The sequence below is a fragment of the Acinetobacter sp. ACNIH2 genome (genome assembly GCF_002934965.1).
Classification (GTDB): Bacteria; Pseudomonadota; Gammaproteobacteria; order Pseudomonadales; family Moraxellaceae; genus Acinetobacter; species Acinetobacter tandoii.
Genome location: NZ_CP026412.1, coordinates 2,070,841 through 2,084,222, shown reverse-complemented (window position 1 = coordinate 2,084,222; position 13,382 = coordinate 2,070,841). Strand labels below are relative to the sequence as shown.

The following is a 13,382-nucleotide window of genomic DNA, read 5'->3' as shown; positions in this document are numbered from 1 at the left end:
AGTTTAATAATAAGATAAAACCCGATATTCTATCAGTTTTTAACAAGATTGATGCGTTTCCAATTAAGGAAAATTTGATTAACATCCGAAATTAGAAAAAGTATAAGATAAACCCACTTGCAAAGAGATCAATATCTATGGCCCTCGATCAAATTTGGAAACAACAGCTCACCCTCGTTACTTATGGCAATGAATTCCTCAATAAAGAGCTGAGTTTTAATCGTTGGAAACAGCATCCTATTTTTGATCAGCACCTCCTCGCCTTTCGAGATCTTATCTCACAGCATTTACTGGCTCAGCATTTTCAAATTTGGCTAGAAGGTCTCAAAAAACAGGGCACCAAACACCTAAGCTTACACAGTTCAAGTCTATTAAATGATGAACAAAATCCGAATGCCAATGTTGAGCTACTCCCTTTTGCCCATTTCATTGTCAGCCATGAAGCCAATAAAAAAACTGCTTGGATTTTAGGTAAAGAATTAGCGGAATGGTATAATGCAGACAATGATTTTGAAGCACCAATCCCACAGCAAAACCCTTTACGTCAGGAAACTTTTTGGCGCTTTGAACTGAACTCTAAACTTGCTAAACGCATTGATGCAGACTTACAACGCCCAAATTGGGATGATATTCAAAGCTATACCCAAACAGAACTCTTTAATAGCCCGCTTGCTCAAGGTTTTGTCGAACCAACGCAGTCAAATCTGCCATATTATGGATATGTTAGAAAAACAAATACTGAAGCTGAAAGTGGATTTGATTTACAGAAACTTGCTTTAATCCCGACGGATTATCCTGCTGATTTTGCACATAAATCTCTTTACCGACTCGAAGCACTCAATCATTACATCCAAAATAAATTACAACACCCTCAACACGAAGATGGCTCGCTTCTCAGTGCTGATGAGCAACTTAACCTACGCCATTTTTCGCAAAAACTCGAAGATCTTCAAGCCAAATTTATTGTGAAAGTTGCCAACCACTATCAAACAGCGCAACTAACTTCGATTGTGATTAATAATCCCTTAGAAGGTGCCTCTGCTACAACTACAACGTCAACATCATCCACGCCGCATCACCCTCATAAAATTGGTTCTTCTGCCGTATTCAAGCTCATCCTGATTACCGTCATTATTTGTATTGCGGCTTATTATTTTGGTTTATAAAAACATCAAAGGCCACATCATGTGGCCTTGTTTTAATTCATAATAAATAATTAAGTCAATCAGTTGAGTCAAAAACCTACTTTTCTAAAACTTTATAAAAGTACAGTAAAAACAAATTAGATCAGGAGGTAATCAACAAATTAAAGGGGCGTATCTCAATGCGCACTTTGTGCTCATCGGCATGCTGATTGATATAATGCTGTACCGCGACCACCTCTCCTTCTAACTGTGCATCGGGTCCATACATAATTTTGACAGATTCACCAATTCTTGGAATCATTTCTAGCTTTACAGTGATCCGCGCCTGATCCACACCAACAATTTCCGCAAGCATCGCCCTATTCCTTTTTATAATGACTTGTTTTTATTAGGCAACTAAGTCCTGTTCATTTAAAGATAAATTATGTAACACCAGTCCTTTCCATAAAAATTACGCAATAAAAAAGACCGCATAAAGCGGTCTTTTTTAAATCATCGGAAGATGATTAAGCAGCTAATGCGCCTTTAGCTTTTTCAGCTAAAGCAGCAAATGCAACTGCATCATGCATAGCGATGTCAGCAAGTACGCGACGGTCGATGATCACTTGAGCTTTTTTCAAGCCATCGATCATGCGGCTGTAAGACAAACCGTTTAGACGAGCACCAGCATTGATACGCGCAATCCATAGAGCACGGAATTGACGTTTCTTCTGACGACGGTCACGGTAAGCGTATTGACCCGCTTTGATTACTGCTTGGAACGCTACGCGATAAACGCGTGAACGAGCACCGTAGTAACCTTTAGCACGAGCAAGAATTTTTTTATGACGGCGATGAGCCTGTACACCACGTTTTACACGAGCCATTTATAAATCTCCTTAGATGTATGGGCACATACGGCGAACTGAAGCAACGTCACTTACGTGAACCATTACACAGCCGCGTAATTGACGAATACGCTTAGCAGATTTTTTGGTCAAAATGTGGCGTTTGAACGCTTGTTTACGCTTGAAACCGTTTGCAGTCGCTTTGAAACGTTTAGCTGCACCACGGCGAGTTTTTAACTTAGCCATAACAACCTCTTTAAACACCTGTTCGGCACGTATGCACCATTGCAAAACGACCTGCAGGTAAGGAAGGCGCTATTCTAAATCATCTTTGTACAAAACAAAAGCAAAAACCGTATTAATTAGGGAATAAATCCATTCTCAGAATTGAATACTTGTTTAGTCTTAAATATGACAATTATTTAGTTTAACCATAAAAAATTACCTCTATAATAATCATATGACGATAAAATCCAAATATTATGAAGCCAACACCTGATGCTTTTGCTGCATTACGCTATCGCGATTTCTCAATTGTAACCTTAAATCAATTTTGCCTAACCCTCGCCATTCTGATTCAAGAAATTATCGTGGCATATTCACTCTATAAAATTACCAAAGATCCGCTAACGCTTGGTTTAATTGGACTCGCCGAAGCCATTCCCTTTATTGCTCTTTCGCTATGGGGTGGTTATTTTGCTGATCGTTTTAACAAACAAAACATCATGAAAATCTGCCTGTTCTTCGCAGTACCACTGCCCCTCATTTTATGGAGCTTATTTCATGCTTTTGGCTTAGGGTATCTTGGTGTAACAAGCTTATCTTGGGGCATTTATGCTGTTATTTTTGCTTTAGGCACCATTCGTGGATTTTACAACCCATCTGCCACCTCATTAAAACCATTTTTAATTCCACGTGAATTGTATGCCAATGGTGCTACATGGACCACCATTGGTTGGCAAAGCGGTGTAATTTTAGGTCCAATGCTAGGCGGTTTTATGTTGGCATTTCTTGGTCGAGAAACCAGTTTACTTAGCGTTGCTGTATTGCTGAGCCTCTGTTTTATCCTGATTAACTTATTACAAAAACGTAGCTTCCCCAGCATTGAAACTGAAAATCTATGGGCCAGCTTAGGCGACGGATTCCGTTTTATCTGGAAAACCAAAATTGTCTTATGGGCGATTTCACTTGATCTCGTCTCTGTTTTATTTGGCGGTGTAATTGCCCTCCTCCCTATTTTCGCTGAAGACATCTTAAAAATTGGTCCTGAAGGCTTGGGTTATTTACGCGCAGCTCCATCAATTGGTGCGCTGATCACCATAATTGCCCTGACCCGATTTCCACCGACACGTCATGCTTGGCGCAATATGCTACTGGCTGTGGCTGGATTTGGGCTTTTCACACTCGTCTTTGCCTTTTCCAATCATGTCTGGCTTTCCTTATTTGCTTTAGCCATGACGGGGGCCTGTGACAGCATTTCCGTAGTCGTTCGACAAACCATTTTGCAAATTTACCCACCAGAAAATATGCGTGGGCGTGTGGCAGCGGTAAACGGTATGTTTGTGTCCAGTAGCAATGAATTAGGTGCTTTCGAATCTGGGCTTGCAGCTAAATATATGGGCACCGTTATGGCGACAGTGTTTGGCGGATGTATGACCATGCTTGTGGTGGGACTGAGTTGGTTAAAAACTTCCGATTTATTTGGTGTAGATATTACCCAAAGAAAAGACCAATAAAACATGAATTTAGACTTGCCAGTATTTTCAAATCAGGAAATACTGGGCGATAATTCAGCCACCATTATGCATGAGCATTCTTGAACGAATGTCCTATCTAACCTTATGAAACAACTGCTTTGTTTTTCCCTGATTCTCAGTTTCCCTTTTGTACAGAGCCACAGTGCAGAAACAACCAAAACTTCACAATTGGTAGTACAAAAAAGTACTGCACTACCTGCCCATTTAACCACACGTATTCAATGGACGACTTTCCCGCAGCCAAAATATAACAATGATGATTTAAAAGGGCAGAATCGTGCGGCAATCTTGCGTATTTATGCTGATGAAACAGGAAAAATTACCCAAGCCAGTGTTCAAGAAAGCACTGGTTTAAAAAACTTAGACGAAATTTTAGTTCAAGCTGTACGTCAGGCACATGTTCAACCTTATAAAATTGAAGATACCGTGCTGCCGATTATTGGTTATCAAACCTTTAGTTTAAGTCTAGAACACGATCAATCAGACTGTAACTACAGCTTTAATTCGAAAAATTGGATGGCGCAACAACAGCAACAAAAAGTTAAATTTGCCTACAGCACTCAACCCCAACTTGAACTGAGTCGCGATGAGCTTAATCAACATGACCGTAAAATCAAGTTTAGCTTTAAAGTAGATAAACACGGTGCAGTCAAGAAAGTAAAAATCAATCAAGGTTCTGGTGTTTATGCACTTGACCAAAATATTGTACAAGCGGTTTCCAAAAGCCAGATTAAAGTGAAGCGTACTGCTAGCACCTTATGGCTCTATAAAAAATCGAGCTTTAAGGATGAAATTCAATTCAAACTCAATCAATGCTCATAAGTAAGCTCTAGGGAGGACATGTTTTCCTCCCTATCTTTTAATAGATAAAACAGCTTTTGCAATTAAAACCATCCGACAAAAACAAGGTAAAGTACAAAATATCGGCCTGTTTTCGCTACACACACCATCAACAAAAACCGTAGAAAATTTTCTTTGAGCAGCCCAGCAATCAGGGTAATAGGATCTCCAATAATTGGCATCCAGCTCAGCAATAACGACCAAAAACCATATTTCTGATAAATTTTTTGTGCTTGCAGCATGTTCTGCTCAGAGACGGGAAACCATTTTTTATGCTTGTAGTGTTCAATCTTAAAGCCCAAATACCAATTGACACATGAGCCTAAAATATTACCGATACTGGCTATCGCTATCAGCAATCCCGCAGAATAACCTCCATTTGCCAACAATCCCAATAACACCGCCTCAGACTGCAAAGGCAGTAAAGTGGCTGCACCAAAGGCCGAAAGGAATAAAAGCCCTAAAGTCCACATAATGTTATGAAGATAGACCCAGCTTTTTCTTTGTCACTAAGTATTCATAACCTGACCAAATAAATGAGAACACCAATAATAAACTACGCGCCACAGTATATTTATTTGCAATCGGCTCAATGGCAGTCCGCAATATGGCTTGATCCCGAGTATTGAGCAACTCAACAATTTTTTGAACATGCACTGCTTCTGCGACGAATAGCATACAACACCCTGCAATTCCGACAATAATACTGATATAAATTTTAGGATTTGCTTCAATAATTCGAGTTAAATTTAAAAAAAATGCTTTCATCACAACCTACTGATTTTCAGGTTTGAAAATCACAAAAAAAATGCTGGGTAAGAAACAGATATTAACATACTGAGGGACTCAACCTGAGAAAGGATACCGCCTATCAATGATGCGAACACAAATACAGGAAGAACACATGGATGAATGGAACAAATATCAGGACGAAATGAAATTAAAACACCCTGAAATTTTTGAAAATGCTTCAAAAATCCAATCGTTTTATCCAGAAACAGATCGCGGAGCAACTTTAATTGCTGCCACTATACTCGAAGAGCAGTTAACGCAAATTCTGTATTCATTCTTAAGTGATTCAAAATCCGCAAAAAACTTTTAAATGGATTCAATGCTCCCATAGGTCAATTTTCGTCAAAAATCCCTTTATGTCACGCATTAGGATTAATTGAGGAGAATGAATACCAACAACTTGAAAGGCTTAAGAAAGATTAGAAATAAGTTTGCACATAGTTTCGAGAATATCAATTTCAATACACAGCAAATTAAGGATTTAATTCATGGCAATCTTAAGAAAATCAGACATCTAAGTATCAATATACGTGCACTATTTTATAACTGGTTCATCACTCTAAATGGCGATTTACTTTATCGTGCAAAAGAAGTATTAACAGAGAAACGTAAATCCAAAATATATAAATTTAAGCCTGCTAGGAATATAACTTTTGTGGAGGTAGATAGCTTTTAAACTATCTACCCAAAACTTTAAACTTTAATTGCTAAAGCCTTCTGAACGGCTGGACGTGCGGTCAAGCGCTCAACATATTCCTTAACATAAGGATAATCTTCTAATTGAATCTGCTGCCACTCGTAGCGCAAAATCCACGGTAATATTGCCATGTCTGCAATCGAATATTCTCCAGCTACATATTTTTGACCAATCAACTGCTTATTCAATACGCCGTATAAACGTTTAGTTTCATTCACGTAACGTTCTGTCGCATAGGGAATTCGTTCAGGTGCAAAGCGACTAAAATGATGATTTTGCCCTAACATTGGCCCTAAACCGCCCATCTGCCACATTAACCACTGTTCAACTTCCACTCGTTCTTGTTCATCTGTTGGATAATACAAGCCTGTTTTTCGACCTAAATATTGCAAGATCGCGCCTGATTCAAATACCGATATTGGCTCACCTTTCGGTCCATCTTGATCAACAATGGCAGGAATTTTGTTATTAGGCGAGATACGTAAAAAATCAGGCTGAAATTGATCATTTTCTAAAATATTGACTGGGAAGATTTGATATTCCAAGCCCATTTCTTCTAAAGCAATCGTAATTTTATGACCGTTGGGCGTGCCCCAATAATACAAGTCGATCATTGTTATTTCCTTTGTTTATTCACTTCTTTGGGATACACCATAGCATAATTAGACATGATTATTTTGATGTAATTTTATAAACTGTTTAGCACTTATTCATATAAAAATACGCCGCACAAATGCATAAAACCATGAATATTCCCAATCTAATCAAGCTATAAGAGCCACTTTGTACAACACAAACCGAGCATATTCTTAGTCTAAAACAAGCTCAGTTCAATAATATTCAGATTCATCTGGAAATAGATGGTTTATGTGCGTTTCAGGCGAGATTATAAGCTCTCCTCTCCCGTTAGAACCAAACCAATCTTCAGGCAATAAAAAAGCACTGCATAGGCAGTGCTTTTTAAGATCAAAGGATCATTACTTTTTCTTTTTAGGACCAAGTAACATACCCATTTGACGACCTTCCATTTTTGGTGCTTGCTCTACAATACCAACTTCAGCCACATCTGCTTCAATTTTTTGTAATTGAGCCAAACCTAACTGTTGGTGAGCCATTTCACGACCACGGAAGCGTAATGTGATTTTTACCTTATTGCCTTCTTCAAGGAACTTGATAATTGCACGTAATTTTACGTTGTAATCACCAACATCAGTACCAGGGCGGAGTTTGATTTCTTTCACCTGTACTTGATGCTGTTTTTTCTTCGCTTCTTTCTGCTTTTGCTTCAGATCAAACAAATGCTTATTGAAGTCCATGATTTTACAAACTGGTGGTTCAGCATTTGCTACGATCTCAACAAGATCAAGCTCAACACTTTCAGCAGCGCGCAATGCATCTGCCAAACTTACAATACCTTTTTGCTCACCATTTTCGTCTACAAGACGAACTTCTTTCGCACGAATTTCATCATTCAAAGCAGGACGGTTTGATTTGTTACCGCCCTGTTGATTACGGTCAGGCTGTTTAATCGCTGTTACTCCACAATGTACCGGCCGCGTTCGGCAACGGCTGCTTTTACTAAGTCAACGAAAGCGTCGATTGACATAGTACCCAAATTTTTTCCTGAGCGGGTACGGACGTTTACAGTACCTTCCTCTACTTCTCGATCTCCAAGAACCAGTAAGTAAGGAATACGCTCTAATGTACGTTCACGAATCTTAAAGCCGATTTTCTCATTTCTCAAGTCTGAAATCGCACGGAGACCGTTTTCTTTAAGTTTCGCTACCACAGACTCACAAGCTTCCGCTTGAGAATCGGTAATATTCATAACACATGCTTGAATTGGTGTTAACCAAGGTGGCATAAAGCCCGCATAGTGTTCAATAAGTATACCAATAAAACGTTCAAAACTGCCAAGAATTGCACGATGCAACATTACAGGTTGATCACGGTCATTGTCTTCAGTGACATATGACGCGTCTAAACGCTCTGGCAAGTTGAAGTCACATTGAATTGTACCACATTGCCATACACGACCTAAGCAGTCTTTCAACGAGAATTCAATTTTCGGACCGTAGAATGCCCCTTCACCTGGTTGTAAATCCCAAGCAAGACCTGCCGCATCTAAAGCGTCTGCTAAAGATTTTTCCGCCATATCCCAAAGTGCATCATCACCCACACGTTTTTCTGGGCGTGTAGACAACTTCATTTGCACTTCTTCAAAGCCGAAGTCTTTATAAACCTCTAAAGTGAGCTTAATAAAGTCTGCAACCTCTTGTCCAATCTGCTCTTTAGTACAGAAGATATGAGCATCATCTTGGGTAAAACCACGTACACGCATAATGCCATGCAATGAACCTGATGGTTCATTACGGTGACACGAACCAAATTCAGCTAAGCGAATTGGTAAATCACGGTAAGATTTCAAACCTTGGTTAAATACTTGCACATGACAAGGACAGTTCATTGGCTTCACAGCATAGTTGCGACTTTCAGAATGAGTCGTAAACATGTTGTCCGCATAGTTTGCCGCATGACCTGATTTTTCCCACAGCGTAAAGTCTACAATTTGTGGCGTTTTAATCTCGAGGTAACCATTGTCTTGCTGAACTTTACGCATGTATTGTTCAAGCACTTGGTAAATAGTCCAACCATTTGGATGCCAGAACACCATACCCGGTGCTTCTTCTTGCATATGGAACAAGTCTAAAGCTTTACCAATTTTACGATGGTCACGCTTTTCAGCTTCTTCAATACGTTTAATATAAGCAGCAAGCTGTTTCTTGTCTGCCCATGCTGTACCGTAGATACGTTGCAACTGTTCATTTTTCGCATCACCGCGCCAGTAAGCACCAGAGATTTTAGTGAGCTTGAATGATTTTAAGAATTTTGTATTTGGCACGTGCGGACCACGGCACATGTCCAAATAGTCTTGATGGTAGTACAAGCCCATTTGAGTTTCATTCGGCATGTCCGCAATCAAGCGTAATTTGTATTCTTCGCCACGCGCAGTGAATTCTGCAATCACTTCATCACGCGGGGTCATTTTTTTAACGACATCATAATCTTGGTCGATGAGCTTTTTCATGCGCTCTTCGATTGCTGCCATGTCATCTAATGTAAATGGACGTGGCATCCAGATGTCATAGTAGAAACCTTCTTCAATGACTGGACCAATCACCATCTTTGCTTCTGGGAAAAGCTGCTTAACTGCGTGACCTACCAAGTGCGCACAAGAGTGACGAATGATTTCAACGCCTTCATCATCTTTTGGTGTAATAATTTGAAGGCTTGCATCCGTGGTGATCAAGTCTGATGCATCGACTAAACGACCATCGACCTTTCCTGCAACAGTATTTTTAGCAAGACCTGGACCAATGCTTAAAGCAACGTCCATTACAGAAACAGCTTGATCAAATTGTTTTTGATCGCCATTTGGCAAAGTAATAATAGGCATAGAAAATCCTTAAGGAGTGATGCCCCGTACCATGGAGCATGTCACCGCGAGATTATGATCGAGGTAAAACCTCAAAAGATAAAAACGGTGGATAAAAACTGCTAAGAATTTTACACGGGTTCAGGGTTGGATAAAACCTTTTCGCTCTATAAATCTTATCCGAATCAGAAAATTGTCATTTTTGATACATTTGAACCCATTGGAATGATTTTTAATCTTGATGTCATGCATGTACATTTTTATCCGCAAGAGTTTTCTATATTGACAAACAAGATTAAAAAATAAACACATATTTAACTTTTTCATATATGATTGAATTTAATCATATTTATGAATTCACATTCACTAAATAGTATTTTTTAATTATTTTTACATAAAATTCATTACCTTATAAATAAACAACCACTCGACTAAAGCATAAATGCATGTCGATTATGAAAGGCTTATCTTTAAATCATCGATGATAATAAATATACATGGAGTTATTAGATGGTCGCTGCCTATGATGAACTACCGCGCACCCCTGCGAATTTTGTTGCATTATCCCCACTGCGCTATTTAGAGCGTGCGGCTTATATTTATCCGCATCAAGATGCAATTATTCATGGCAAGCGACATATTAGTTGGCGAGAAACCTATAATCGTTGCCGTCAGTTTGCACATCAGTTGCAAAAATTAGGGATTGGTAAAAACGATACGGTTTCAGTGTTGTTACCCAATATTCCTGCGATGATTGAAGCTCATTTTGCTGTACCAATGATTGGTGCGGTATTGAATACCCTTAATACCCGTTTAGATGCCAAGACCATTGCGTTCATGCTAGAGCATGCCGAAACTAAAGTCCTCTTGGTTGATCCTGAATTTGCTGTTCTGGCGAAAGAAGCTTTAAGCTTGGTTTCCCATTCAATTTATGTGATTGATGTGGATGATGAAGAATACGAGCAATGCTTTTCTACCCCAATTGGGCAAATTGAATACGAAGATTGGCTGGCAGAAGGCGATGCTGAATTTGAATGGCATTTACCAAATGATGAATGGGATGCGATTAGCTTAAACTACACCTCAGGCACCACAGGTAATCCTAAAGGCGTAGTTTATCACCATCGCGGAGCATATATTAATGCAGCGAGCAACATTATCGCTTGCGGTATGACACCTCGAGCGACTTATTTATGGACCCTTCCTTTATTCCATTGCAATGGATGGTGTTTTGCTTGGACCATGGCAGCCAATGGTGGTACTAATATTTGTTTGCGCAAAGTAGATTCTGAACTCATTTTTAAACTGATTGCTGAACATCAGGTCGATTATTTCTGTGGTGCTCCAATTGTCTTATCTATGCTGATTAACACCCCAGAACAAAAACAAATTAAATTTGAACATCGCGTTGAAGTCATGGTGGCAGGTGCAGCGCCGCCTGCTGCAATTATTGAAGGGATGCGCAATATTGGCATTAATGTCACCCATGTCTATGGCCTCACGGAAACTTATGGACCTTCAGCACTTTGTGCTTCTCAAGCAGGTTGGAGTGAATTAAGTATTCAAGAACAGGCTCAACTTCACTCGCGTCAAGGTGTTCCTTATCCGCTACAAGATGGTATGAAAGTTCTTGATCCAGAGACCTTAGAACCCGTGCCTAAAGATGGAACAACCATGGGTGAGATCATGTTCCGTGGCAATATTGTCATGAAAGGCTATCTAAAAAACCCAGAAGCTACAGCAGAAGCGTTTAAAGGTGGATGGTTCCATACAGGTGATTTGGCGGTTTGCCAACCTGATGGTTATGCCAAAATTACTGACCGCTCCAAAGATGTCATTATTTCAGGCGGCGAAAATATCTCTTCTTTAGAAGTCGAAGAAGTGCTATATCGACATCCAGCCATTCTGACTGCTGCTGTGGTAGCCAAACCCGATCCACGCTGGCAAGAAGTCCCTTGTGCCTTTATTGAACTTAAAGAAGGGAAATCTGTGACTCCTGAAGAAATCATCAGCTTTTGCCAAGAACATCTAGCACGCTTTAAAGTACCTAAGGATGTCGTGATTACGGAAATTCCAAAAACCTCAACGGGTAAACTACAAAAATTCGTACTGCGCGATTGGGCTAAAGAGCGCTCTATCGGTGAGTTCGGCTAAGTAATACCTAAACAAAGGCTTTACCCCAAATAAAAAAGCACTTCATTTGAAGTGCTTTTTTATAACTTACTTAAATCAGTTATCAGACAACAGTGCCACTTGCTGCACATAGTTAAATAACTTCAGTCTTGATTCTGCCAATTCAGCTTCCGTCAAATTTTTAGCCATATCACGGTGAATACGCAAAGCATGTTGACGTAACGTATGACGTTCTGCAGCATTATGAACTTTACAGAATTCATTGATGATCGGATCACCATCTTTAATAATTCGATCTACCCAACGCTGTAACTGTGCAGTTTTCTTTGCACCCTGCTGTGGGGTTAAATACGACAAAATGACGGTCTCGTCTTCATTGCGCAACAACTTACCTACACGCTGAAATTGGCGACGACGCGCTTCATGTGAGGTAATGGTTTGCGCATCCAAAATAGCATCAATTAAACGCTCATCCACAGGAAGTTGCTGGATTTGTTTTGGATTCAGTTGCGCCAACTGCTCACCTAAAGCAGCCATACGCTGAACTGCTTTCTTTTGTTCAGTTTTACTTGCGCGTCCTTCTAAAGTTTCGAAGTCTTCGTCAGTAAAACGGTTCGGTCGACGTGCCACGGTTAATCTGCCTCGTAAAATTTTGCTGCAAATAGTGCTTGAACTTCAGACAAGGCTTTTTCCTCATCTGCGCCTTCAATCACTAAACGTAAAGTGGTGCCTTTACCTGCGCCAAGCATCAGTAAAGACATAATGTTCTTTGCATCGACTAATTTATCACCTTTTCCAATTTGAATAGATGATTTGAATTTGGTGGTTACTTCAATGAGTTTGCCAGATGCACGCGCATGTAACCCTAGTTTATTAATTACGTCAACAGTTGTGTCAATCATGACCAGTGCTTCATTTCTCGATGTAGGACTTGAATAGACCAGTTCGCTTCAAGCGCTTTTTTGAGTCTATCCACAATATAAACAGAACGATGCTGTCCACCTGTACAACCAATGGAGATCGTCATATAGTGACGATGCCCTTCAGCAAATGCAGGCAACCACTTGTCCAAAAAATGATAAATGTCTTTAAACATTTCATTGGTCTGTGGACTTTGTTCCAAAAAATTTTGTACTGGCACATCTAAACCAGAATATTTCCGCAACTCTAAATCCCAATGCGGATTTGGTAAATGACGCACATCAAAGACATAGTCAGCATCTAAAGGGATGCCATGTTTATAGCCAAATGACTGCAAAATTACAATTAAGTTATCGGACTGTCCAAGTTTAGACAATAAAGTATGCTTTAAATCATGCACACTTTTATCAGTTGTATCAATATGTACTGTAGAGCGTAATTGTATCGGAAGTAATAAGGTTTTTTCTTCCTGTATACACTCATTCAAACTTTTAAAACGACTCGACAATGGATGCGGGCGACGTGAAGCACTAAATCGTGCGATTAACTCCTGATCCCGCGTGGTCAAATAAATAATATCGACCGCACCATGTCTTAATAATTGTTCAAAAACATGATCAAACTCCTGCAAATCTGCACGCGTACTCCGAACATCCACCCCTAAGGCCAATTGTTCGAGATTATTTTCACGATCCAGTTTTGCCACAATCTCTGGCAGCAATGCCAAAGGCAAATTATCAATGCAGTAATAACCTAAATCTTCCAGTACCTGCAATGCAGATGACTTACCTGAACCAGATTGTCCTGTCACAATCAAAATGCGCTTCATGGCAA

General features: G+C 39.7%; 17 protein-coding genes. 6 read left to right on the top strand and 11 right to left on the bottom strand.

Annotated elements, in window-relative coordinates; translation table 11 throughout:
- The first annotated feature begins 137 nt into the window (after positions 1-137).
- A complete protein-coding gene (locus C3F34_RS09785; protein WP_044738954.1) occupies positions 138-1,166 on the top strand; it encodes a hypothetical protein in 1,029 nt (342 codons plus the stop codon).
- Between the two features lie 121 nt (positions 1,167-1,287).
- Here the strand turns inward: C3F34_RS09785 and C3F34_RS09780 are convergent, their stop codons facing one another.
- The 3 genes from C3F34_RS09780 to rpmI form a co-directional block, all read right to left on the bottom strand.
- Positions 1,288-1,500, bottom strand: a complete 213-nt coding sequence (locus C3F34_RS09780) for a hypothetical protein (RefSeq protein ID WP_016166123.1) — start codon at positions 1,498-1,500, stop codon at positions 1,288-1,290.
- A 151-nt stretch (positions 1,501-1,651) separates the two neighbouring features.
- Positions 1,652-2,011, bottom strand: a complete 360-nt coding sequence (gene rplT, locus C3F34_RS09775) for a 50S ribosomal protein L20 (RefSeq protein ID WP_004675688.1) — start codon at positions 2,009-2,011, stop codon at positions 1,652-1,654.
- 12 nt (positions 2,012-2,023) lie between these two features.
- The gene (gene rpmI, locus C3F34_RS09770; RefSeq protein WP_001096359.1) at positions 2,024-2,218 is read right to left on the bottom strand and encodes a 50S ribosomal protein L35; all 195 of its coding nucleotides are present in this window, start codon (positions 2,216-2,218) and stop codon (positions 2,024-2,026) included.
- Positions 2,219-2,454: 236 nt separating this feature from the next.
- On the opposite strand from rpmI, the gene C3F34_RS09765 reads away from it, so the two are divergent.
- Both C3F34_RS09765 and C3F34_RS09760 read left to right on the top strand, forming a co-directional pair.
- Complete coding sequence (locus C3F34_RS09765) at positions 2,455-3,708, top strand: MFS transporter (RefSeq protein WP_044738955.1); 1,254 nt, start codon at positions 2,455-2,457, stop codon at positions 3,706-3,708.
- 105 nt (positions 3,709-3,813) lie between these two features.
- Positions 3,814-4,551: a TonB family protein gene (locus tag C3F34_RS09760; protein ID WP_044738956.1), complete on the top strand. Its 738-nt coding sequence runs from the start codon at positions 3,814-3,816 to the stop codon at positions 4,549-4,551.
- A gap of 62 nt (positions 4,552-4,613) precedes the next feature.
- Here the strand turns inward: C3F34_RS09760 and C3F34_RS09755 are convergent, their stop codons facing one another.
- Both C3F34_RS09755 and C3F34_RS09750 read right to left on the bottom strand, forming a co-directional pair.
- Positions 4,614-5,042: a YqaA family protein gene (locus C3F34_RS09755; RefSeq protein WP_044738957.1), complete on the bottom strand. Its 429-nt coding sequence runs from the start codon at positions 5,040-5,042 to the stop codon at positions 4,614-4,616.
- 4 nt (positions 5,043-5,046) lie between these two features.
- Positions 5,047-5,340 (bottom strand): hypothetical protein, encoded by a 294-nt coding sequence (locus C3F34_RS09750; protein WP_026441025.1) that lies wholly within the window; start codon positions 5,338-5,340, stop codon positions 5,047-5,049.
- A gap of 103 nt (positions 5,341-5,443) precedes the next feature.
- On the opposite strand from C3F34_RS09750, the gene C3F34_RS09745 reads away from it, so the two are divergent.
- Together C3F34_RS09745 and C3F34_RS09740 are read left to right on the top strand one after the other, a co-directional pair.
- Positions 5,444-5,671 (top strand): hypothetical protein, encoded by a 228-nt coding sequence (locus C3F34_RS09745; protein ID WP_044738958.1) that lies wholly within the window; start codon positions 5,444-5,446, stop codon positions 5,669-5,671.
- Between the two features lie 75 nt (positions 5,672-5,746).
- A complete protein-coding gene (locus C3F34_RS09740; RefSeq protein ID WP_044738959.1) occupies positions 5,747-6,037 on the top strand; it encodes a hypothetical protein in 291 nt (96 codons plus the stop codon).
- Positions 6,038-6,054: 17 nt separating this feature from the next.
- On the opposite strand, the gene C3F34_RS09735 is transcribed toward C3F34_RS09740, so the two are convergent.
- The 3 genes from C3F34_RS09735 to thrS form a co-directional block, all read right to left on the bottom strand.
- Positions 6,055-6,672 carry a glutathione S-transferase N-terminal domain-containing protein gene (locus C3F34_RS09735; RefSeq protein WP_044738960.1) on the bottom strand — a complete coding sequence of 206 codons (618 nt, stop codon included), beginning with the start codon at positions 6,670-6,672 and terminating at the stop codon, positions 6,055-6,057.
- Positions 6,673-7,035: 363 nt separating this feature from the next.
- A complete protein-coding gene (infC, locus tag C3F34_RS09730) occupies positions 7,036-7,587 on the bottom strand; it encodes a translation initiation factor IF-3 (protein WP_081401218.1) in 552 nt (183 codons plus the stop codon).
- A 5-nt stretch (positions 7,588-7,592) separates the two neighbouring features.
- Positions 7,593-9,515, bottom strand: coding sequence for a threonine--tRNA ligase (thrS, locus tag C3F34_RS09725; RefSeq protein ID WP_044738962.1), 1,923 nt, complete (start codon positions 9,513-9,515; stop codon positions 7,593-7,595).
- A 489-nt stretch (positions 9,516-10,004) separates the two neighbouring features.
- On the opposite strand from thrS, the gene C3F34_RS09720 reads away from it, so the two are divergent.
- Positions 10,005-11,648 (top strand): acyl-CoA synthetase, encoded by a 1,644-nt coding sequence (locus C3F34_RS09720; protein ID WP_016166134.1) that lies wholly within the window; start codon positions 10,005-10,007, stop codon positions 11,646-11,648.
- A 75-nt stretch (positions 11,649-11,723) separates the two neighbouring features.
- Here the strand turns inward: C3F34_RS09720 and yjgA are convergent, their stop codons facing one another.
- Genes yjgA through rapZ form a run of 3 tightly spaced genes read right to left on the bottom strand, consistent with a single transcriptional unit; the run spans position 11,724 to position 13,377 of the window.
- Positions 11,724-12,257 (bottom strand): ribosome biogenesis factor YjgA, encoded by a 534-nt coding sequence (gene yjgA, locus C3F34_RS09715; protein ID WP_044738963.1) that lies wholly within the window; start codon positions 12,255-12,257, stop codon positions 11,724-11,726.
- Between the two features lie 2 nt (positions 12,258-12,259).
- A complete protein-coding gene (locus tag C3F34_RS09710; RefSeq protein WP_016166136.1) occupies positions 12,260-12,529 on the bottom strand; it encodes an HPr family phosphocarrier protein in 270 nt (89 codons plus the stop codon).
- Positions 12,526-13,377: an RNase adapter RapZ gene (rapZ, locus tag C3F34_RS09705; protein WP_016166137.1), complete on the bottom strand. Its 852-nt coding sequence runs from the start codon at positions 13,375-13,377 to the stop codon at positions 12,526-12,528. Before rapZ ends, C3F34_RS09710 begins: the two co-directional genes overlap by 4 nt.
- Positions 13,378-13,382: the final 5 nt, after the last annotated feature.

Excerpts from the sequence above, each read along its gene's own strand:
- C3F34_RS09785 (WP_044738954.1), top strand. The coding sequence starts at position 138 with ATGGCCCTCGATCAAATTTGGAAACAACAGCTCACCCTCGTTACTTAT.
- C3F34_RS09780 (WP_016166123.1), bottom strand. The coding sequence starts at position 1,500 with ATGCTTGCGGAAATTGTTGGTGTGGATCAGGCGCGGATCACTGTAAAG.
- rplT (WP_004675688.1), bottom strand. The coding sequence starts at position 2,011 with ATGGCTCGTGTAAAACGTGGTGTACAGGCTCATCGCCGTCATAAAAAA.
- rpmI (WP_001096359.1), bottom strand. The coding sequence starts at position 2,218 with ATGGCTAAGTTAAAAACTCGCCGTGGTGCAGCTAAACGTTTCAAAGCG.
- C3F34_RS09765 (WP_044738955.1), top strand. The coding sequence starts at position 2,455 with ATGAAGCCAACACCTGATGCTTTTGCTGCATTACGCTATCGCGATTTC.
- C3F34_RS09760 (WP_044738956.1), top strand. The coding sequence starts at position 3,814 with ATGAAACAACTGCTTTGTTTTTCCCTGATTCTCAGTTTCCCTTTTGTA.
- C3F34_RS09755 (WP_044738957.1), bottom strand. The coding sequence starts at position 5,042 with ATGTGGACTTTAGGGCTTTTATTCCTTTCGGCCTTTGGTGCAGCCACT.
- C3F34_RS09745 (WP_044738958.1), top strand. The coding sequence starts at position 5,444 with ATGATGCGAACACAAATACAGGAAGAACACATGGATGAATGGAACAAA.
- C3F34_RS09740 (WP_044738959.1), top strand. The coding sequence starts at position 5,747 with ATGAATACCAACAACTTGAAAGGCTTAAGAAAGATTAGAAATAAGTTT.
- C3F34_RS09735 (WP_044738960.1), bottom strand. The coding sequence starts at position 6,672 with ATGATCGACTTGTATTATTGGGGCACGCCCAACGGTCATAAAATTACG.
- thrS (WP_044738962.1), bottom strand. The coding sequence starts at position 9,515 with ATGCCTATTATTACTTTGCCAAATGGCGATCAAAAACAATTTGATCAA.
- C3F34_RS09720 (WP_016166134.1), top strand. The coding sequence starts at position 10,005 with ATGGTCGCTGCCTATGATGAACTACCGCGCACCCCTGCGAATTTTGTT.
- C3F34_RS09710 (WP_016166136.1), bottom strand. The coding sequence starts at position 12,529 with ATGATTGACACAACTGTTGACGTAATTAATAAACTAGGGTTACATGCG.
- rapZ (WP_016166137.1), bottom strand. The coding sequence starts at position 13,377 with ATGAAGCGCATTTTGATTGTGACAGGACAATCTGGTTCAGGTAAGTCA.